19 protein-coding genes and 3 pseudogenes are annotated in these 20,046 nt (G+C 42.3%); 12 read left to right on the top strand and 10 right to left on the bottom strand.

What is annotated here, in order from left to right; genetic code table 11:
- Positions 1–183 precede the first annotated feature (183 nt).
- Genes Xinn_RS05355 through Xinn_RS05345 form a run of 3 tightly spaced genes read right to left on the bottom strand, consistent with a single transcriptional unit; the run spans position 184 to position 3,418 of the window.
- On the bottom strand, positions 184–1,677 hold the full coding sequence (locus Xinn_RS05355; RefSeq protein ID WP_086954367.1) for an aldehyde dehydrogenase family protein: 1,494 nt from the start codon (positions 1,675–1,677) through the stop codon (positions 184–186).
- A gap of 15 nt (positions 1,678–1,692) precedes the next feature.
- The gene (locus Xinn_RS05350; RefSeq protein ID WP_086954368.1) at positions 1,693–2,073 is read right to left on the bottom strand and encodes a cupin domain-containing protein; all 381 of its coding nucleotides are present in this window, start codon (positions 2,071–2,073) and stop codon (positions 1,693–1,695) included.
- Positions 2,074–2,116: 43 nt separating this feature from the next.
- Positions 2,117–3,418, bottom strand: a complete 1,302-nt coding sequence (locus Xinn_RS05345; protein ID WP_086956505.1) for an NAD(P)/FAD-dependent oxidoreductase — start codon at positions 3,416–3,418, stop codon at positions 2,117–2,119.
- Positions 3,419–3,783: 365 nt separating this feature from the next.
- Here Xinn_RS05345 and uriH point away from each other — a divergent pair, with 365 nt between their 5' ends.
- The gene (uriH, locus tag Xinn_RS05340) at positions 3,784–4,734 is read left to right on the top strand and encodes a uridine-preferring nucleoside hydrolase UriH (protein WP_086956506.1); all 951 of its coding nucleotides are present in this window, start codon (positions 3,784–3,786) and stop codon (positions 4,732–4,734) included.
- Between the two features lie 139 nt (positions 4,735–4,873).
- Here the strand turns inward: uriH and Xinn_RS05335 are convergent, their stop codons facing one another.
- On the bottom strand, positions 4,874–5,044 hold the full coding sequence (locus Xinn_RS05335; protein WP_339373515.1) for a helix-turn-helix domain-containing protein: 171 nt from the start codon (positions 5,042–5,044) through the stop codon (positions 4,874–4,876).
- A 216-nt stretch (positions 5,045–5,260) separates the two neighbouring features.
- On the opposite strand from Xinn_RS05335, the gene Xinn_RS05330 reads away from it, so the two are divergent.
- Positions 5,261–5,473, top strand: a complete 213-nt coding sequence (locus tag Xinn_RS05330) for a helix-turn-helix domain-containing protein (protein WP_038260439.1) — start codon at positions 5,261–5,263, stop codon at positions 5,471–5,473.
- A gap of 63 nt (positions 5,474–5,536) precedes the next feature.
- Here Xinn_RS05330 and sugE read toward each other — a convergent pair whose 3' ends face one another.
- Complete coding sequence (sugE, locus tag Xinn_RS05325; RefSeq protein ID WP_086954370.1) at positions 5,537–5,851, bottom strand: quaternary ammonium compound efflux SMR transporter SugE; 315 nt, start codon at positions 5,849–5,851, stop codon at positions 5,537–5,539.
- 234 nt (positions 5,852–6,085) lie between these two features.
- The gene (efp, locus tag Xinn_RS05320; RefSeq protein ID WP_086954371.1) at positions 6,086–6,652 is read right to left on the bottom strand and encodes an elongation factor P; all 567 of its coding nucleotides are present in this window, start codon (positions 6,650–6,652) and stop codon (positions 6,086–6,088) included.
- Positions 6,653–6,692: 40 nt separating this feature from the next.
- Between efp and epmB the strand changes: the two genes are divergently transcribed.
- Positions 6,693–7,721 carry an EF-P beta-lysylation protein EpmB gene (gene epmB, locus Xinn_RS05315; protein ID WP_086954372.1) on the top strand — a complete coding sequence of 343 codons (1,029 nt, stop codon included), beginning with the start codon at positions 6,693–6,695 and terminating at the stop codon, positions 7,719–7,721.
- A gap of 116 nt (positions 7,722–7,837) precedes the next feature.
- On the opposite strand, the gene Xinn_RS05310 is transcribed toward epmB, so the two are convergent.
- The 4 genes from Xinn_RS05310 to Xinn_RS05295 all read right to left on the bottom strand — a co-directional run bounded on the left by Xinn_RS05310 (position 7,838) and on the right by Xinn_RS05295 (position 11,031).
- On the bottom strand, positions 7,838–8,179 hold the full coding sequence (locus Xinn_RS05310) for a DUF4156 domain-containing protein (protein ID WP_086954373.1): 342 nt from the start codon (positions 8,177–8,179) through the stop codon (positions 7,838–7,840).
- 165 nt (positions 8,180–8,344) lie between these two features.
- Positions 8,345–9,991 (bottom strand): chaperonin GroEL, encoded by a 1,647-nt coding sequence (gene groL / locus Xinn_RS05305; RefSeq protein ID WP_086954374.1) that lies wholly within the window; start codon positions 9,989–9,991, stop codon positions 8,345–8,347.
- Positions 9,992–10,046: 55 nt separating this feature from the next.
- On the bottom strand, positions 10,047–10,340 hold the full coding sequence (locus tag Xinn_RS05300) for a co-chaperone GroES (protein ID WP_086954375.1): 294 nt from the start codon (positions 10,338–10,340) through the stop codon (positions 10,047–10,049).
- A 178-nt stretch (positions 10,341–10,518) separates the two neighbouring features.
- Positions 10,519–11,031, bottom strand: a complete 513-nt coding sequence (locus Xinn_RS05295; protein ID WP_086954376.1) for an FxsA family protein — start codon at positions 11,029–11,031, stop codon at positions 10,519–10,521.
- A 513-nt stretch (positions 11,032–11,544) separates the two neighbouring features.
- Between Xinn_RS05295 and aspA the strand changes: the two genes are divergently transcribed.
- The 9 genes and pseudogenes from aspA (at position 11,545) to Xinn_RS05250 (ending at position 19,868) form a co-directional block, all read left to right on the top strand.
- A complete protein-coding gene (gene aspA, locus Xinn_RS05290; RefSeq protein ID WP_086954377.1) occupies positions 11,545–12,969 on the top strand; it encodes an aspartate ammonia-lyase in 1,425 nt (474 codons plus the stop codon).
- Positions 12,970–13,203: 234 nt separating this feature from the next.
- A pseudogene (locus Xinn_RS05285) lies at positions 13,204–13,482 on the top strand (IS4/Tn5 family transposase DNA-binding protein); the annotation flags it as partial.
- Between the two features lie 62 nt (positions 13,483–13,544).
- The gene (locus tag Xinn_RS05280) at positions 13,545–13,868 is read left to right on the top strand and encodes an IS630 transposase-related protein (RefSeq protein WP_099137616.1); all 324 of its coding nucleotides are present in this window, start codon (positions 13,545–13,547) and stop codon (positions 13,866–13,868) included.
- A 31-nt stretch (positions 13,869–13,899) separates the two neighbouring features.
- Positions 13,900–14,376: an IS630 family transposase gene (locus tag Xinn_RS05275; RefSeq protein ID WP_153043403.1), complete on the top strand. Its 477-nt coding sequence runs from the start codon at positions 13,900–13,902 to the stop codon at positions 14,374–14,376.
- Between the two features lie 18 nt (positions 14,377–14,394).
- Positions 14,395–15,492, top strand: a pseudogene (locus Xinn_RS22620) (IS4 family transposase); the annotation flags it as partial.
- 64 nt (positions 15,493–15,556) lie between these two features.
- Positions 15,557–16,005: pseudogene (locus Xinn_RS05265) on the top strand (IS1 family transposase).
- 269 nt (positions 16,006–16,274) lie between these two features.
- A complete protein-coding gene (locus tag Xinn_RS05260; protein ID WP_169923529.1) occupies positions 16,275–17,177 on the top strand; it encodes a TauD/TfdA family dioxygenase in 903 nt (300 codons plus the stop codon).
- A gap of 56 nt (positions 17,178–17,233) precedes the next feature.
- Positions 17,234–18,145: an AEC family transporter gene (locus Xinn_RS05255; protein ID WP_086954383.1), complete on the top strand. Its 912-nt coding sequence runs from the start codon at positions 17,234–17,236 to the stop codon at positions 18,143–18,145.
- 421 nt (positions 18,146–18,566) lie between these two features.
- Positions 18,567–19,868 (top strand): anaerobic C4-dicarboxylate transporter, encoded by a 1,302-nt coding sequence (locus Xinn_RS05250; protein WP_086954384.1) that lies wholly within the window; start codon positions 18,567–18,569, stop codon positions 19,866–19,868.
- The last annotated feature ends 178 nt before the right edge of the window (positions 19,869–20,046 follow it).

Raw genomic sequence — 20,046 nt, 5'->3', positions numbered from 1 at the left:
AGTGAACACCCAATATGGCATTATCGTTAAATAATGATGACACATTTATGACAATTTTTGTGGCATGTTATGGAACACCCTGTTGTGGCAGAACCATGTTGCAGCATTGATAAATGATTAAGTTGCCTCGCCAGCCACCACGAAGCAACTTTAAACCATTTCAGTCTTGATAATTTCAAGCAATCAATGCCTTATCATGACTGATTTCAGTTCTGTGTAATACTCGATGAATGCCTTGCCAAACTCCCGGCCTAGCCCTGACGATTTTGTTCCTCCGAATGGGAGAGCAGGATCAAGATGCGTATGCATATTAACCCACAAAATACCTGCCTGAATGCGCGGGATCATTCGCATCGCTTTGCTGAGATCATTTGTCCATAAACTGGCAGATAAACCAAATGGCGTTGCGTTTATCATCGCAATCAGCTCTTCCTCATCATCGTAACTGAGGAAAGTTCCTATCGGCCCGAATGTTTCTTCATTCATCAACGTATCATCCGCACTGTTAGCGCGGATCACAGTTGGCATGACAAAAAAACCTTTTCCTTCCAGTGCTCGCCCGCCATACAGGATTTCATTCCCCTCCTGACGTGCTTTTTCAAACAGGGAGAGAATTTTTTCATAGTGCTCTTTATTTGCCAACGGCCCCATTTCTGTCGATTCATCAAGGGGTGAGCCAATTCTCATCGCAGACAGACGCTCAGTGAGTAGTTCCAGAACCGCATCCATATGAACAGAAGGAATGTAGAAACGTTCCGCCGCTGCGCAGATTTGCCCCTGATTGAGATAACCGGCTTCCAATATTCCATCCACTATCTTTTCAACGGGTACATCCGACAGGAAAGCGGCGGCATTTTTGCCTCCCAGCTCCAGTGTGGCATGAAATAATCCCTGCTCCATGACAGATTTGCCTATCAACTTACCTGTAGGGACTGATCCGGTAAAAGTCACTTTGGCACACAACGGATGAGTCAATAGCTTAGTTCCTACATCGGCTCCCGTTCCATTGACGATATTGATCACGCCATCAGGAATTCCGGCTTCTTTCGCCAGTTCCACCACTCGCAACATCGTTAAGGGCGTGTATTCGCTTGGTTTCAGAACAATCGTACAGCCACAGGTCAAAGCAGCACCCAGTTTCCAGATGGCAATCATGATCGAGAAATTCCAGGGAATAATCCCGACCACCACGCCGACAGGTTCACGACGGGTAAAGGCTGTATATTCTTCTCCACTAAAAGAGGGCAAAGATACATTCAGTGTTTCGCCACTGATTTTGCTCGACCAGCCAGCAAAATAGCGTAAGTACTCGGCGGAGGCACCCACCTCCAGCATACGCGATAACTGAATGGTTTTCCCTGAACACAGCGTTTCCAACTGAGCAAGTTCTTCACTGTGTTTTTGCAGTAAATCTGCCAGCCGTATCAGGCAGTTTCCACGTTCCATCGGCGAAGTCTTCGCCCATGAACCATGAAAAGCATTGGATGCAGCCTGCATCGCTGCATTAGCTTCGACCTCACCTCCCTGATTAACGGTCGCGATCACTTCATCAGACGCGGGGTTAACAACCGAAAAAGTTTTGTCTCCCTGACCCTGAACAGATTGTCCGTTGATGTAGTGGCCATGAGAACGCTGCAAAAAAGCCGTAACAGACGCCAACAAAGTGATGTCACTCATGATGTCGCCCTCTTGTCAGCCTGAAACCTGAGCATTGATGCACGCCATATAATGTTTGACGAAGCGTTCACTGGTAATTTCCCACAAAACTTCCGTGCCCTTGGCAGCAAACCATGAATCGCCCTTGTGGTATTCAACCATAACGCCTGTTTTAACATCCGTCAGTTTCACAACACCTTCATGAACTGTTGCCATTTCATCAAAGGGATAAACCATTTTAAATTTTCCTCTGGTACAGGCAAAAATACCGCAAGTCAGGTTATCCGTCGGCTCACCGTGAACCATAGCAACACTCGCCTGTGGATCACCTTCTACCACAACAGAACCCAGATTCGTAATACTGCCAATCGGCATTAATTCAGGAAGTGATTTCTCCAGCAATAGTGGTTTTATCATGACTTTTACCTTTCAGAATTGATTGTGCAAAAAAGAAATAAAACTAACGACGCCCTTTCCAATAGCCTGAAATCTGGTGCCAGCTTTTTCCGAGAGTCAGCAAGACATGCCTCAGTTGATCCTTACCGATGACATTCATATGCGGGATAGAACTCAGCAGGGAGTAGCGATCGGAGCCTTCAGTCATACCTTCTGCCAGTACTTTGCAGATAATATGACTGGGTGTTACTCCAAACCCGGAATACCCCTGAACATAAAATACATTGTTATGTTCCGGTAAAGTGCCGAGCTGCGGGAACAGACTGACGCTACAGCACATAGGGCCTCCCCATGCCAGCTCAATCTTCACATCTTTCAGATAGGGATAAACATTCAGCATGCGATTGCGGTTCCATGCTTTTAAATCTGAAGGGATATATTCGACATACTGCGTCGCACTGCCGAACAGCAAGCGGTTCTCTTTAGTCACCCGCCAGTAATTGATGACCGGGCTGATATCACTATAGGCTCCACGGATCGGGCTGATTTTTTCGATCATTTCGTCTGACAGTTCTTCTGTCATTAACTGAAATGCGTAAGTATTAATTGTTTTTTTATAAATTGTTGGTTCAAGACCATTCAGAAACGCATTACACGCCCACAGCATTTTGTTTGCCCGTACAGTACCCATTGCAGTACGAACGGTAACTCTCGGGCCGTATTCAACATTCACAACCTGACTGTTTTCGAAAATTCTGACGCCATATTCTGTGGCGGCCTTAGCTTCCCCCAACAACAGGTTCAGTGAGTGAACATGCCCTCCTCCCATATGTTTCAATCCAGAGGTGTAAAGATCTGAACCAATAACTTTTTTAACATCCGAGCCGGTATAAAGCTCAATTTCTTCATCAGGACAGGCTGACTGAAACTCTTTCAGCCAACCTTGCAGTGTCTTATCCTGCCGGGAGTTATAAGCCATATAGCCGTATCCTCGGCAGAAGTCCGCATTGATATTATATTTGGCAATCCTATCGCGGATTATTCCCGCCCCCATATTGCTGATCTTGAATATTGTCTCCAGACCTTTCTCACCAACATGGCGTTTAATCCGATCTAAATCATGCCCAATGCCAGCCATTACCTGCCCGCCATTGCGCCCCGTTCCACCATATCCGAGGTGTCTTCCTTCCAGGATCGCTATATTGGTAATACCTTTTTCTGCCAGTTCCAGCGCCGTGTTTACACCGGAAAATCCACCACCAATGATAACAACATCGACATCCAGATCTTCTGTCAGTGTTGGGAAGCGAAGATCATATTTTTTGGTTGCTGCATAGTATGTTAATGAATCGATCTGATTATTCATATTACACCCCGTGAGCATCAGTCTGCTCCTTGTCAGAGAGATCTGTGCATTGACTGAATGTTATTCATTCAGTTAACGCTTTTTATTTAAGCGGAATGACAAAGCAGGGCAAAAATATTAATAAATTAACAAATATTAAAATTTGCCACCTGCAATTTTTTGATGTTTATATATGAATCACACGCACTTAAAATGCTCAAACCATTTTTTATTTATATGTTAATTAAATCACAATAATTAAACAAATTGTTAATTGATTATATTTTTTATCATGCCATTTTGTGATGGTCAGCGGAGGCATTTTTATTGATGGTGAATTATTCTTGTTGGGTATATTTACTTTAGACGCCATAAAAGGAATGAATATGATTCCCAAGAAAATTATTCTCGATTGCGACCCTGGTCATGATGATGCTATTGCTATGCTGCTTGCTCATGGCAACCCGGATATCGAACTCTTAGCAGTCACAACCGTTGTGGGTAACCAGACTTTAGATAAAGTTACCCGTAATGCGCTTTCCGTTGCCCGTATCGCTAATATCCATAATGTCCCTTTTGCTGCCGGTTGCCATCGCCCCTTAGTCAGAGAAATCATGACGGCTCCTCATATTCATGGAGAAACAGGGTTGGATGGCCCTGTATTACCTGAACCGGAAATGGAACTGGACTCCCGTCATGCCGTTGATTTAATTATCGATATCATCATGGAGCACCCGCCTAAAAGCGTGACATTAGTCCCGACCGCAGGCCTGACTAATATTGCCCTTGCAGCACGTAAGGCACCACAAATCGTGGAGCGGGTAAAAGAAGTTGTACTAATGGGAGGGGGCTACCATAAAGGTAACAGAAGTGCCGTTGCCGAATTCAATATATTAATCGACCCGGAAGCTGCTTATATTGTTTTCAATGAGAAATGGCCACTGACCATGGTCGGATTAGATCTCACTCATCAGGCTCAGGCAACACCCGAAGTCACTGAGGCAATTTCCAAAATAAACACACGCTCTGCTAAGTTTGTTCTGGACGCACTGCAATTTTATGGGGAAAGTTATCGGGCATCGCAGGGTTTCAGCTACCCCCCTGTCCATGATCCTTGTGCTGTCGCTTATGTTATTGATCCCAGTGTTATGACTACACAAAAAGTTCCGGTTAATATCGAAATGAGTGGAATATTAACAACCGGTATGACTGTCGCTGATTTCCGTTTCCCTCCTCCAGAGGACTGCCATACTCAAGTTGCTGTGAAACTGGATCAGGCCAAATTTTGGCAGATGGTCATTGATGCCCTGAAAAATATTGGTGAGACTGAGCACTGATAAAGCGTTCTTACAGAGAAAAAATCACCTTTGAGCCAGTTGTATATGCTCAAAGGCGATAGAACTGCAAAATCAATAAAACTTCACTTTCAGAATGAAATAAGAAATAGCATCGCGAACTATTTAACCGAAAGAGACGCTAACCGGAAGAGACAGAGGCGTCAAAATCAAATAACTCATTCAGTTCAATCTGTAACCCATTCGCAATAACATAAATAATTTCTAAGGTAGGATTTCTGACTCCGCGCTCAATACCGCTGACATAGGTTCGATCCAAACCACATTTATCGGCAAAAGCCTCCTGAGACATCCCGGCTTCTCTCCTGAGATATCTGATCCTTTGCCCGAAGAGGGATTTGATGTTGTTAGGTTTTTTCATCCGATAAGTATCGATTCGTGTTACTTATCCGACCACGGACTATGAGTCACATTTAAATCTAATTTATGTTATTATGTGTGACTCATAGTCTACTGATAAATCATTTCTTTTTAATTGAAAAATGACAGGTAACCGGAGAAATTAAAAATGGAAAATAAAGATTGGCACTCCGCCGATATCATTGCTGAATTGAAAAAACGTGGCACAACACTCTCGGAAGTCTCACGTACTGCGGGGCTGGCATCGTCAACTCTTGCGAATGCTCTGCAACGTCACTGGCCGAAAGGGGAGCGTTTAATCGCAGCCGCTCTGGGGCTGACACCGGAAGAGATATGGCCTTCCCGTTATGAAAAAAAGTAAACAAAATAAAACCCAGCATGATGCTGGGTTTTATTTAGCGATAAATCAAATGATGACAGGTGATCAACTGGCAAGTTTTAAACCGATAATGCCAACGATAATCAGCCCAAGGCTTAATATTCTGGCAGGATTAGCAGACTCACCCAAGATGATAATACCAAAAATCGCTGTACCTACTGCCCCAATTCCTGTCCACACAGCATAGGCTGTTCCTGTCGGTAGATTTTTCATAGCATAAGCCAGTAACCCTACACTAACAGCCATCGCACTGACAGTGACTAAGCTCGGCACTAAACGGGAAAACCCCTGTGTATATTTCAGTCCCACAGCCCATACAACTTCAAATAAACCTGCAATGAGAAGTATCAACCAAGACATGCTTTTTACCCTATACCTAATGGAAGCAGTTCAATGAATAAACTGTCCAATAAAAGTGGGGTCGTCCCCAATGAGATGGCGTTGATCCGAGTCGTCCCGGATAACGATAGGAAATGAAACAGGATTATAACTATCTGCTCAAAGAGCAACAATACATAGCAAAATCTGGGACAATAAAAAAACCGCAATCACTGGACGAAGAGGCTGCGGTTTTTTTAAAATAACAACGCGAGATTATTTCACGCGAGAAACGTATTCGTTAGAACGGGTATCAACTTTGATAACTTCACCGATCTGCACAAACAGAGGTACTTTTACTACTGCACCCGTGCTGAGAGTAGCAGGTTTACCACCAGTACCCGCAGTATCACCTTTCAGACCTGGATCGGTATCAACGATTTCCAGCTCAACAAAGTTTGGTGGAGTAACAGCGATAGGACGGCCATCCCACAGAGTCAGAACACATTCTGCCTGATCGATCAGCCATTTTGCATTGTCACCAACGGCTTTCTCATCCGCAGCTAACTGCTCGAAAGTTTCGTTGTTCATGAAATGCCAGAATTCACCGTCGTTGTACAGGTAAGTCAAATTGACATCCATAACATCTGCACTTTCAACGGAATCTGTTGATTTAAAAGTTTTTTCCAGTAGTTTGCCAGAAATTAACTTACGAATACGAACGCGGGCAAACGCCTGCCCTTTACCTGGTTTAACAAACTCACTGTCAAGAATAGCGCACGGCTCGCCATCTAACATGATTTTAAGACCTGAACGGAATTCATTGGTACTATAAGTAGCCATGGAGATCCTCTAATTTTTAACGAAATGGCTTAGCCAAAAAATGGCACACATTATAACCCATATTCACCCTGCCAGAGAAGTCTGGCTACAACAACTTACCGATGTTATCACTGATCCCAATGAGTTGTTGCAATTGTTATCGCTGAACACGCACGCTTTATTGAAAGAAGGTAATGAGGCGCGACGCCTGTTTCCTTTGCGTGTGCCAAGAGCATTTGTATCACGAATGAAAAAAGGTGACCCAAGAGATCCCTTATTACTACAGGTTTTAACTGCACGAGAAGAGTTTAATACTCCAGAGGGTTTTTCCACCGATCCATTAGATGAACAGCATCCGGTTGTTCCCGGATTGCTGCACAAGTATCGCAACCGTGCTTTATTAATGGTTAAAGGCGGTTGCGCAGTAAACTGTCGTTACTGCTTCCGCCGCCATTTCCCTTATGAAGATAACAAGGGAAATAAAAATAACTGGCAATCAGCACTGGACTATATTGAGCAACATACTGAGCTTAATGAGATTATTTTTTCTGGTGGTGACCCTTTGATGGCAAAGGATCATGAGCTGGATTGGTTAATTACTCATCTTGAGTCCATTCCTCATATTAAACGGTTGCGTATTCATACCCGTTTACCTGTTGTAATTCCTGACAGGGTGACTCTCTCACTGTGTAATCGCTTGGCACAATCCAGTTTGCAGGTCGTCATGGTCACCCATATTAATCATGCAAATGAGATTGATGACGCATTCCGGGAAAGCATGATGCGGTTGAAACAGACTGGAGTCACCCTGTTGAACCAGAGTGTTATGCTGCGTGGCGTGAATAATGATGCCGATATACTGGCTGATTTAAGTAATTCGTTATTTGATGCCGGTATTTTGCCTTATTACATCCATGTGTTGGATAAAGTACAAGGCGCAGCACACTTTCTTATCAGTGATGAAGAGGCAAAAGCGATTATGCGGGAGCTATTAACCAAAGTCTCCGGCTATCTGGTGCCGTGTCTGACAAGGGAAATCGGTGGCGAACCAAGCAAAACGCCGTTGGATTTAGGGTTAAAAAATAATTAACCATCATATACTTTTCGCAATAGGCAGTGCTCAGAAACTCTGACAGCCAGCTCACCATATTATGGGCTGTTTTTCTGGGCATTGCCCAAATGCAACATGCTATTTATCAAGTAAAATCAAGGACATTTATAAACTTGACCAACTATTTTACTGTCGAGAGGAATAAAGCTATTTAACAGCCCCTCTGACGGACTATTCACGCCATATATAACGTTTCCACCCATTGCAGCCGCTTTATTACGCAAATCATTAGCTGCACCACGCATGGAACTGCTTTCATTTCCAACGCCATTGAGCCAGTTACTTTGAGTTCCGGTCACTTCGCCTAACCGCTGGCATTCGTTACCCGGTTGAGTATCCACAAAACGCACACCGGAACCCGCTGAAGTTAATTGATTATTCGTTGAGCATCCCGCTAACAACAACACCGATACGCTGAGCAAAAGTTTTATTCGCATGTCTTTCCTCTCCCTCGTTGATTATGTTTATTTCGATTACGATCGATAAATTTAATCTTTTGTATTCTATTAACAGAAGAAAGTAAAAAGGCGAGCAGAAAAATCTGCCCGCCTTCAAAGTCTTTACCTAATAGACGGAAAATTCCATCATCAGGGTGAACAGCATTACATCATGCCGCCCATTCCACCCATACCGCCCATGCCACCAGCTGCACCTAAGTCAACTTTGTCATCTTTTGGCAGTTCAGTGATCATAGCTTCAGTCGTGATCATCAGACCAGCGATAGATGCTGCGAATTGCAGTGCAGAACGGGTTACTTTAGTTGGGTCCAGAATACCCATCTCGATCATGTCGCCGTACTGTTCAGTTGCAGCGTTATAACCTTGGTTGCCCTGATCCGCTTTCACGTTGTTCACAACAACAGATGGTTCTTCGCCTGCGTTTTCTACGATCTGACGCATTGGCGCTTCCATTGCACGCAGTGCAACACGGATACCAACGTTCTGATCTTCATTGTCACCAGTCAGGCTTGTGATAGCCCCTGCAACGCGAACCAGCGCCACACCACCACCAGCAACAACACCTTCTTCTACCGCTGCACGGGTTGCATGCAGTGCATCGTCAACACGTGCACGTTTTTCTTTCATTTCAACTTCAGTTGCCGCACCAACTTTGATTACTGCAACACCGCCTGCCAGTTTCGCTACGCGCTCCTGCAGTTTTTCACGGTCATAGTCAGAAGTTGATTCTTCGATCTGCTGGCGGATTTGACCAACACGCGCTTCAATTGCGCTTGCTTCGCCTACGCCATCAATGATGGTAGTCGTGTCTTTGTTGATAACAACACGTTTTGCCTGACCCAGATCTTCCAGAGTTGCTTTTTCCAGCTCCAGACCGATCTCTTCAGAGATAACAGTACCGTTAGTCAGGATAGCGATATCCTGCAACATTGCTTTACGGCGATCACCAAAACCAGGTGCTTTAACCGCTGCAACTTTCACGATACCACGCATGTTGTTCACAACCAGAGTAGCCAGTGCTTCACCTTCAACATCTTCAGCGATAATCACCAGAGACTTGCTTGCTTTAGCTACACCTTCAAGAACTGGCAACAGTTCACGGATGTTGGAGATTTTTTTATCAACCAGCAGGATGTATGGGTTTTCCAGTTCAACAGAACCTGATTCTGGTTTGTTGATGAAATAAGGAGACAGGTAACCACGGTCGAACTGCATACCTTCAACAACATCCAGTTCGTCTTCCAGACCAGTACCTTCTTCAACGGTGATTACACCTTCTTTACCGACTTTATCCATCGCTTCTGCGATCAGTTTACCTACTGTTTCGTCGGCGTTTGCAGAGATTGTAGCAACCTGTGCAATTGCAGTGGAATCAGAGCAAGGTACGGACAGTTTTTTCAGCTCTTCAACGGCAGAAATAACTGCTTTATCGATACCACGTTTCAGATCCATTGGGTTCATGCCAGCAGCAACGGCTTTCAGACCTTCGGTGACGATCGCTTGAGCCAGTACGGTTGCAGTAGTTGTACCATCACCCGCTGCATCGTTGGCTTTAGAAGCAACTTCTTTAACCATCTGTGCACCCATGTTTTCGAATTTGTCTTCTAATTCGATTTCACGAGCTACAGAAACACCGTCTTTAGTAATTACAGGTGCACCAAAAGATTTATCCAAAACAACATTACGGCCTTTAGGACCCAGAGTCACTTTAACTGCATCAGCCAGTACATTCACACCGCGCAACATTTTGCTGCGAGCATCATTACCAAATTTTACGTCTTTAGCTGCCATTGTATCTTTCCTTTAAATTCGTTCAGTTAAGAAGATCTAAGCGTAAGATTTTCAATTACGCTTCAACAATTGCCAGAATATCGCTTTCAGACATGATCAATACTTCTTCGTTATCGACCTTCTCTGTTTTAACACCGTAACCTTCATTAAAAATAACGATATCACCCACTTTAACATCCAGAGCTTTAACTTCGCCGCTTTCCAGGATGCGACCATTGCCAACAGCAAGAACTTCCCCACGGGTAGATTTGCCCGCAGCTGAACCGGTCAGAACGATTCCACCAGCAGATTTTGACTCAACTTCTTGACGTTTGACGATAACACGGTCGTGTAATGGACGAATTTTCATTGATAGATCTCCTATAAATAAAGTCCATATCAGGTAAGAGGATTGATACCAGAACCCAACAGAACCAGTACCATGAAGCTACAAGTTGGGGCTTATAGGCCGTACTTCAAGGGGGGATAGCAAAAAATATTTCACTTTTTTATTTACCTGTGATGATCTCAGACAATATGAGCTGAAGTTATTTCTTATTATGACCATTATCATGCTCATCCTGATTTTTTTGATCATCCTGAGTAATGGTGTAAGAAGCATCATCCTGTCTGCGCTCATACTCTCCTTCAAAGGTCTGACCACGGTTACTATCCTGCCCATATCCTCCACGAACATTCGGGCGGTAAAAAGTCAGATGAGGCAGTAATTTTGCTGTCAGTAATTTTTGTACAGGTGATAACAACAATAACAGTCCGAGAAAATCGGTAAAAAAGCCGGGAAGTATTAACAGGAAACCCGCCATGACCAAAGACACACTTTTGATTGCTTCTTCAGCGGGGCTTTCTCCGGCAGCAATTTTCTGCTGCATTGACATAAAGTTCTTTATGCCCTGATTACGTACCAGAGAAATACCAACACAGGAAGTCAGAACGACCAGTAACAGCGTTAGTAAAACACCGACTTCAGACGCGATGCGGACAAACAGAACTGACTCGATATAAACCAGCAAACAGATCAGGATAAGAGGAAACCAGCGCACGTTGTTCTCCTGTAATTGAAGAATATAGAAAGTTGAAAAAAGTTAAGTTGAAACAAATTAAGTTGAAGCAACTTAAAATGAGGTAGCCTAAAATGAGGCACCTGAAAGATGAAGGATATAAGCTGGTATTCTCACCTGCTTTAGGCGCAGTGTATACAACCAACGCATTTTTATTACCACAGATAGCGTTTATAACCCTGCTCATTGATAGCAACATCTATAGATGACTAGCTTGTATGGATAACATATATGGGGATAACAATAACGGTTTTCAATACTTAGGACATTTGACTTTTTCCCTGAGTAACCGTGACCTCAGTCACACATATGTCATTTCATTAGTAAAATCGTACTATAAAGTGATCCAGGTTCAAGGCATTTCTGACAAATCCACATATGATCGCGCCAGCAATTTCGTGGTAATCACCTAATATCACAGCAATTGCTGTCGGCAACATTATCTCAACAAACATATAACAAACAGTAAAACGTATCCAATTTAAGAAGGTTCTCATGTCAAACAACATTCGTATCGAAGAAGACCTGTTAGGTAAACGTGAAGTCCCTGCTGAAGCCTATTACGGTATTCACACTCTACGTGCGATTGAAAACTTCTATATTAGTGACCGTTCCATCAATGACGTTCCTGAATTCATTCGCGGCATGGTCATGGTGAAGAAAGCGGCAGCACTGGCAAACAAAGAACTCCATACCATTCCCGGCAAAATTGCCGATGTTATTGTTAAAGCATGTGATGAGCTGCTTAACACTGGCAAATGTATGGATCAGTTCCCTGTTGATGTCTTTCAGGGTGGTGCAGGTACCTCGCTGAACATGAATACGAATGAGGTACTGGCAAATATCGGTCTTGAATTGATGGGTCACCAAAAAGGCGAATATGAGCATCTGAACCCGAATGACCATCTGAACAAGAGTCAGTCAACTAACGATGCCTACCCTACCGGTTTCCGCATTGCTGTTTACAACTCAATCATGAAGTTGATCGATTCAATCGAATTATTAAAAGCGGGCTTCGACAAAAAAGGTATCGAGTTCGACGATATCCTGAAAATGGGTCGTACTCAATTGCAAGACGCGGTACCTATGACTCTGGGTCAGGAATTCCGTGCTTTCGCCATGTTATTAAAAGAAGAAATTAAAAGTATCACCCGTACCGCAGAATTGCTGTTGGAAGTGAACCTTGGGGCAACCGCTATCGGTACCGGCCTGAACACAGCACCGGGTTATCAGAAACTGGCAGTTGAAAAACTGGCAGAAGTAACCGGCTTGCCTTGTATACCAGCAGAAGATTTGATTGAAGCAACTTCTGACTGTGGTGCTTATGTTATGGTTCACAGCGCCCTGAAACGTCTGGCTGTTAAGATGTCTAAAATCTGTAATGACCTGCGTCTGCTATCTTCCGGCCCGCGGGCTGGTCTGAACGAAATCAATCTGCCGGAATTGCAGGCAGGCTCTTCCATCATGCCAGCCAAAGTGAATCCGGTTGTTCCAGAAGTTGTGAATCAGGTCTGCTTTAAAGTTATCGGTAACGATACCTGCATCACTATGGCAGCAGAAGCTGGTCAGTTGCAGCTGAACGTTATGGAACCTGCTATTGGTCAGGCGATGTTTGAATCCATTACGATCCTGAGCAACGCGTGTCGTAATCTGGTTGAAAAATGCGTTAACGGTATTACAGCCAATAAAGAAGTATGTGAAAGCTTTGTCTTTAACTCTATTGGTATCGTAACCTACCTGAACCCATTCATCGGTCACCATAATGGCGATATCGTAGGTAAGATCTGTGCAGAAACCGGTAAAAGCGTCCGGGAAGTTGTTCTGGAGCGTGGTCTGCTGACAGAAACGGAATTAGATGATATTTTCTCTGTTGAGAACCTGAAAAATCCAACTTATAAAGCAAAACGTTTTGAAGACTAACTATTCATGAGTAAGTAAGTGATTATAATAACGAGTTCGTCTTAATTTTTAAGGCACGCTATTCCAACCGGAAGCGTGCCTTTTTAAGCCATTACTTGGATTAACACAATGAACACCCCCGCTGCAAGTAGCTGTCTCTTATACACAAATCCTTCAATAAAAATTGAGGGATTTTTGGAACGTTTGCCTAAATGATAGCTCTCAGGACAAAACCATAAATTAAGGTAAGCTGGCATGTTTTTAACGGATGCGGAACAATGGGCAAAAGACACATTCTCCCAGGCGGATCTGGGCGAGCACCGACGGACAAAACGCTTGGTTAAGTTCACATCATCGCTCGCTAATCATATAGGACAATCGATTGTGCAATCGCTAAAAACACCGGCCGATATTGAAGCGGCTTACCGCTTTATTCGTAATGGAAATATTGACGCTGGGTCGATAGCAGAGGCGGGCTTTGCTGCCACGGCGGAGCAGGACAAATCCTATAATTGCCTGCTCGCACTGGAAGATATAGCAGAATCACAACACTATGGCATAATGTCTGTGACTGATAATAACAAGGCGGAATTGAGATGGGTTACAGTCTGGATTTTCGAAAAAGAGTACTGGCATACAAAGACAAACATGCGTTGACCTTCGAGCAAACAAGCGACCACTTTGAGGTCTCTATCCGCACCCTATTTCGGTGGTGCAACAAAATAGAGCCCTGTATGACACGTGATAAAGCTCCCACAAAAATCAGTGACGAGACACTGCTCGCCGATGTCAACAGTTATCCCGATGATTATCAATGGGAAAGAGCAAAACATCTGGGGGTCTCACAATCCGCCATCCATTACGCCTTGAAACAACTCAGAATAACCGCCAAAAAAAACACTAAAACACCCCGCCGCTGACGAACACGCGCGTCAGGTATTTAGTGAGCGTATCCGCCATCATGAGCAGGCGGGCAAACCGATTGTTTATCTGGACGAAAGCGGCTTTGAGCAGTCCATGCCACGTACGCATGGTTATTCGTTAAAAGGGACGCGCTGTTTTGGTTTACATGACTGGCAGCACAAAGGTCGCATTAATGCCATTGGTGCCATCATTAAAAATACCTTTGTGACCTTAAGTTTGTTTGCCGGAAACATTAATGCGAATGTGTTTCATGCCTGGATGACACAAGGTTTGTTGCCGAAGATCCCAAAGGGTGCCGTGATTGTGATGGATAATACCTCTTTCCATAAACGGTGTGATACGTTACAAGCGATAGCCGATCACGGGTGCCAGTTAGAATGGTTTCCCCCTTACAGCCCAGATTTAAATCCTATCGAAAACAAATGGTCGGAAACAAAAGCGATAAGAAGGCGAGAACGATATTCTCTTGATGAACTGTTTACAGAGCATGTAACCTATGTCTGATTATATTGATTCTGCTATACCACCACACTGAGTTTCACGCACGAGACCGTCAGGGATGAGATGGGGTATACCTCTTCCCACCCAAAACCCACGGGGATGCTGGCGCACTCAGTCCTGCTTTTTTCGCCGGGTCAACAACACGTTGTTGGGGTGATTGAGCAAAAACGCTGGGTGAGAGAAATCAGGGATTATAGCAACAAAAAACAACGTCATAGCCGCGCTTATAAGGAAAAAGAAAGCCATAAGTGGGAAGTGTCTTCACGGGCAATGGCAGCCCGTCTGGGTCCCGATAGGGCGAAGGTCATTAGCGTCTGTGATCGTGAGTCAGATGTCATTGAATATCTGACCTATAAGGTCATGAATCAACATCGTTTTGTTATCCGCTCAATGCAAGACCGCCGTCTGGAAGAAAGTGAAGAAACGTTGTACACCTTTAACGAGGCTTTACAGCCTGCGGGAGAAAGAAGGGTTCACGTTGCCCAGCGTGGTGATCGCAAGGCGCGCGAGGCTATTTGTGAAGTCCGTTATGCCCCTGTGACCGTCAAAAGGCCGGTTCAAAAACCCGGCGCGTCGATCGCGCTGTACTAGGTGTCCTGTCAGGAAATCAGCCATGATAAAGCCCTTTGTTGGCACCTGCTGACGTCAGAACCCGTGCACAATCAGGAAGAGGCCAAACGGATACTGGATTACTATGAAAAACGCTGGCTGATTGAGGAGTTCCACAAGGCGTGGAAAAGCAGCGGGACGCAGGTTGAAGGGTTGCGAATGCAAAGTAAGGATAACCTAGAAAAAATGGTTGTCATACTCGCGTTTATCGCCGTACGGCTCCATCAACTGCGCTATCTTGGCTTGAACAGGAAAGAAGCGGAACAGCAAAGTTGTGAAACGCTCCTGAGTCCACTGGCGTGGAGGTTACTCTGGTCGAAGCAGGAGAAGGCAAAGCCCCCTAAAACAGCCTCAAGCCTCTACTGGGCCTATATCAGTCTGGGTAAACTCGCTGGCTGGTATGATTCGAAACGTAACGGTCGCGTTGGGTGGGAAAGGCTGTGGGAAGGCTGGTTTATGCTACAGACCCTCGTTGAAGGTTATTTACTGGCCAAGTCTCTTGATCTCTAAAATGTGACCAAGAGACAGCTGCAAGTAGCGAGGTATCTCAAAACAGAGCCAGTTGATGATCTGAATGCAGTTTGTGATATTGTTTACCTTAATTTTGGCGTGCCGTCCAATCGTCTGTGAATCACCGTGCTTGACCGCTACAGATGAGCAATGGTCGTTTGTGGGGAACAAGCAACATCAACGCTGGCTTTGGTATGCTGGGAACCCCGCCTGAAGCGAATAATGGCCCACGTTTTTGGCGATCGCAGTAGAAACACATTAGACAAGCTGCTTGCCCTCTTATCCCCTTTTAATATTCGATTTTACTGCACAGATAACTATGCGGCTTATGACAGTCTTTTCGAGGAAAAACACTTGGCTGGAAAGACGTTTACTCAGCTTATAGAGAGAATGAACTTAACGCACCGTACCCGAATAAAAAGGTTGAATAGAAAAATCCAGGGTTATTCAAAATCGGTGGAAATGCACGATAAAGTGATAGGCACTTTTATTGGACGTGAACATTATTTTTAACACTAACATCTAATCATTTAATACATAACCCCGATTGTATTTAACGTGCTAATTCAGCAGTACATAACAATTAACAATAAAAAACATTTCATGTAGAAAATAATCAAATCACGTTAAAATTAAGAGGTGCAAATTAAACAATATTATTTAAATTTTCATAATAAAAATTATTATACACCATCTGTTATTTTTCATTTTAAAGAAACAATATTTATTGTATTATAAAAAAACAAATACGAATAAAATATATTAACAAGAAGGATGATTCAGTGAAGATAACAATACCTCGTGAAACATGTGAATTATGGCAAAGTGAACTTTACGGAATAATTGAAAACAAAAAAGAGATAAGTAAAGAATTAATAATTAATAGCAAAAAAATTTCTGAAAAATTCTTACCTAACATTCAAGAAATTCGCGATGAAATTAATTACGGAAAAGGATATGTACAATTATCTAATATTCCTATAGATAAAAATATACCTGCCATACCAACTGATGGAGCTGTTTCAAAAGAAAAAGGAATTATCTCAGAGCTTAGTATTCTCGGAATAAGTAACGCATTAGGTTTCAATCCGTTCTCATACAAAGAAGAAAAAGATGGAGCGCTTGTCCACGAAATTGTTCCTGTTAAATCTAAAGAGAATATACCATCCAGTAATGGGACAGTAGAATTTGACTATCATACTGATGCAGCCTATTTAAATAGAAACCTTAGACCACAAACATTATCATTAATGTGTCTGGCTGATAAATATAAAACAGGCACAAAATTAGCCTCACTTAGTGAAGCCCTAGAAAAAATCTCTAACGATGAAATAGAAACATTAATGAGTAAGTTATATGTTCATACTGCTCCCGCTACATTTAATGTTAATTTAAAGAAGGTTAATACATCTGTTCTAGATCGTATTGATGGAGTTTATGAGATGAAAGTAGCATTTCATAATACAGTCGGTATAAACGAAAGAGCGCGAAAAGCATTAGCTAGCTTACATGACGCCATTGAAAAAGTCGTTTTCATTCAAGAATGGACTCCTGGAGATCTTGTTGTTTTCAATAACTTAAGATGCGTTCATGGTAGGGGAGAAGTCAAAGGTGAGCGCTGGCTTCAACGGTGTTATGGTTCATCCATAATTCCAACAGCGACTATGCTAGAATTGACTTTCTGAAGCTATAAGCCTACTAATATTGTAGGCTTAATATCTTATAAAATTTCGGGTGATTTATGTTTTTTGAAATTACACTTAGAGTATTACTGTTAATATTTATTACATTATTAGGTTTTTTTATTGGTAAAAAATTGGATTTAAAAACAAAAGATATCTCATCATTGTTAATATACATTATTTCCCCTGTTGTTATTTTTATTTCAATAATACAGTCACCTTCAAATTTAACATATTTTTCATATTCAATTGCAAGTTTTTTAATAGCATCACTTTCTGCATTCATCGCTTTTTCAATAGGGAAAAAATTATGGGATTGTAATAAAGCCAATCTCTTTGGATTTGCGGGAGGAACAGGTAATACGGGTTATTTTGCATTGCCTATAGCTTTTGCTATTTTTAATCCCAACCAAATAGCTATCACTATATTCATCATAATAGGTATCAATCTATATGAATTTACAGTAGGTTATTTTATTACAGCCAAAGGACATTTAACAACAAAAGAATGTCTAATAAAAATCACTAAATTACCAATCATTTATTCTGCAATTTTAGGTGTATTTTTCAAAGGCAGTGATATAATATTAAACTCCATTCTGATTTCCACACTAGAGAATTTCAAAGGTGCTTATAGTATTCTTGGTATGATGGTTATTGGAATCACTCTATCGTCTTTTAATAAGATAGAGATTGATTGGAAATTTTCTTTTTTCTCCATCTTATGGAAGCACATAATATATCCTACTGCTGGAATATCACTCTTTTATTATATCATTGCAGTTCCTAATGACTTACTAGTTGTAATAGCATTAATGTTAGCCACTCCTATGGCTGGTAATGTAGTTGTTATTGCAAGCAATCTTAATTTACACCCTGAAAAAGCAGCTTTCTCCGTAATGTTAAGTACAATACTTTCGGTTATTACTGTTCCCATTTCCTTAGCTGTTTTTGGCAAAATTATCAATTAATGTTAATCATTATTTTCAAGGTCATTCTCATTTGAGTGGAAAAAAACTAATATGAGCTATATTATAGTTCATATTATAGAAATCCAATATGATTACATATCTTTCAATATTATACACCAAATAAAACACAAACATCACATTAGAATAACCTCTCATTATTTAATGAAACTCTTTTTTAACTACAACTATTTTTATATCAAACATAGAATGTTCTTTATATTTAAAAAAACACAAAAAGCTTGTATTAAAATAATATTTAATGATGTAATATCTCTATAAAACAGATAAATAAAAATTCCATATATAAAGTAAAACTATCCTGATGACGGGAAAAATAATAAAAAATTTTCATCTTTCTTACCAAGACACAAAAATTTAACAAAAAATTTTCACAACATAACAAATACAAGGGGTACATAATATGCTAGCCGTGGAATTAACTATCGTTCTGCTGGCCATTTTTCTGGGGGCAAGATTAGGGGGAATCGGTATTGGTTTTGCTGGTGGAATTGGCGTTTTAATCCTTGCCAGTCTTGGCGTAAAACCAGGCAGTATCCCATTTGACGTTATTTCAATTATCATGGGAGTAATCTCTGCTATTTCTGCTATGCAAGTCGCCGGGGGGCTAGATTATCTAATTCAACAAACAGAGAAATTATTGCGTAGAAATCCGAAATATATCACTATCCTCGCACCAATAGTTACTTATTGTTTGACGCTGTTGGCTGGAACAGGGAATATCTCTTTAGCAACGCAACCCGTAATAGCCGAAGTAGCTAAAGAACAAGGTATTAAACCATGCCGACCATTATCAACAGCTGTCGTAGCCGCACAAATTGGGCTAACTTCTTCACCAATATCCGCTGCAGTCGTTTATATGTCTTCTATTATGGAAGGGCAAGGCGTTAGTTATATTAAAATGTTGATGGTAATAATTCCCTCATCATTTGCTGCAGTTATTTTGATGTCGTTCATTATTTCATGGTTTTTCGATGCCAAATTATCTGATGACCCTATTTACCAAAAACGCCTTGCTGATGGCCTAGTTGAACTGCGTAGCAGTCATAAAATAGATATCAAACCAAAAGCTAAACTCTCTGTACTGCTGTTTCTATTAGGGGTAATAAGTATTATTACTTATGCGGTTATCAATAGCCCGAGTGTCGGATTAGTGGAAAAACCACTGATGAATACCACTAACGCGATTCTGATTATTATGCTGAGTGTCGCAACGCTCACCACTATTATTTGTTCCGTCAATACAGACGCTATTCTGAATTCGAGTACTTTTAAGGCGGGCATGAGTGCCTGTATCTGTATTCTGGGTGTAGCGTGGCTCGGGGATACTTTTGTTCAGGCTAATCTTGGCTGGATCAAAGAAACTGCTGGTAGCCTGATTCATGCACAACCATGGCTGCTGGCTATTATCTTCTTTTTCTGTTCAGCCTTATTGTATTCACAAGCAGCAACAGCTAAGGCATTAATGCCAATGGCATTAGCGCTGCATGTCACTCCTCTGACGGCAATTGCCTCTTTTTCTGCTGTTTCCGGGCTGTTCATTCTGCCGACATACCCAACCTTAGTTGCCGCAGTACAGATGGATGATACCGGAACAACCCGTATCGGACGTTTCGTTTTTAACCATCCATTTTTCATTCCGGGTACAATTGCTGTTGCGCTGGCAGTCACATTCGGTTTTCTGTTCGGCGGTATGATTCTGTAATCTTCAGGCGTTATATTTTGTTATTTCAGGGGGGCCCTCTCTGTCAGCATAGTTGTCACCCTCATTAACAACGCTGATGGAGAAAAAAATGACACGTATTTCACCTGAACGTAAATCTGCCGCACTGGCTAAATTGCTACCACCGTACAACATGACTGTGACTGCGGTTGCACAAATG

Origin of the sequence: Xenorhabdus innexi (genome assembly GCF_002632485.1) — a bacterium.
In the GTDB taxonomy this organism is placed as follows: domain Bacteria; phylum Pseudomonadota; class Gammaproteobacteria; order Enterobacterales; family Enterobacteriaceae; genus Xenorhabdus; species Xenorhabdus innexi.
The sequence above is the reverse complement of the archived record's forward strand: the minus strand, read 5'-3'. Positions and strand labels throughout refer to the sequence as shown.

Coding starts and splice junctions, on each gene's coding strand:
- Xinn_RS05355 (WP_086954367.1), bottom strand. CDS start 1,677: ATGAGTGACATCACTTTGTTGGCGTCTGTTACGGCTTTTTTGCAGCGT.
- Xinn_RS05350 (WP_086954368.1), bottom strand. CDS start 2,073: ATGATAAAACCACTATTGCTGGAGAAATCACTTCCTGAATTAATGCCG.
- Xinn_RS05345 (WP_086956505.1), bottom strand. CDS start 3,418: ATGAATAATCAGATCGATTCATTAACATACTATGCAGCAACCAAAAAA.
- uriH (WP_086956506.1), top strand. CDS start 3,784: ATGATTCCCAAGAAAATTATTCTCGATTGCGACCCTGGTCATGATGAT.
- Xinn_RS05335 (WP_339373515.1), bottom strand. CDS start 5,044: ATGTCTCAGGAGGCTTTTGCCGATAAATGTGGTTTGGATCGAACCTAT.
- Xinn_RS05330 (WP_038260439.1), top strand. CDS start 5,261: ATGGAAAATAAAGATTGGCACTCCGCCGATATCATTGCTGAATTGAAA.
- sugE (WP_086954370.1), bottom strand. CDS start 5,851: ATGTCTTGGTTGATACTTCTCATTGCAGGTTTATTTGAAGTTGTATGG.
- efp (WP_086954371.1), bottom strand. CDS start 6,652: ATGGCTACTTATAGTACCAATGAATTCCGTTCAGGTCTTAAAATCATG.
- epmB (WP_086954372.1), top strand. CDS start 6,693: ATGGCACACATTATAACCCATATTCACCCTGCCAGAGAAGTCTGGCTA.
- Xinn_RS05310 (WP_086954373.1), bottom strand. CDS start 8,179: ATGCGAATAAAACTTTTGCTCAGCGTATCGGTGTTGTTGTTAGCGGGA.
- groL (WP_086954374.1), bottom strand. CDS start 9,991: ATGGCAGCTAAAGACGTAAAATTTGGTAATGATGCTCGCAGCAAAATG.
- Xinn_RS05300 (WP_086954375.1), bottom strand. CDS start 10,340: ATGAAAATTCGTCCATTACACGACCGTGTTATCGTCAAACGTCAAGAA.
- aspA (WP_086954377.1), top strand. CDS start 11,545: ATGTCAAACAACATTCGTATCGAAGAAGACCTGTTAGGTAAACGTGAA.
- Xinn_RS05280 (WP_099137616.1), top strand. CDS start 13,545: ATGGGTTACAGTCTGGATTTTCGAAAAAGAGTACTGGCATACAAAGAC.
- Xinn_RS05255 (WP_086954383.1), top strand. CDS start 17,234: ATGTTTTTTGAAATTACACTTAGAGTATTACTGTTAATATTTATTACA.
- Xinn_RS05250 (WP_086954384.1), top strand. CDS start 18,567: ATGCTAGCCGTGGAATTAACTATCGTTCTGCTGGCCATTTTTCTGGGG.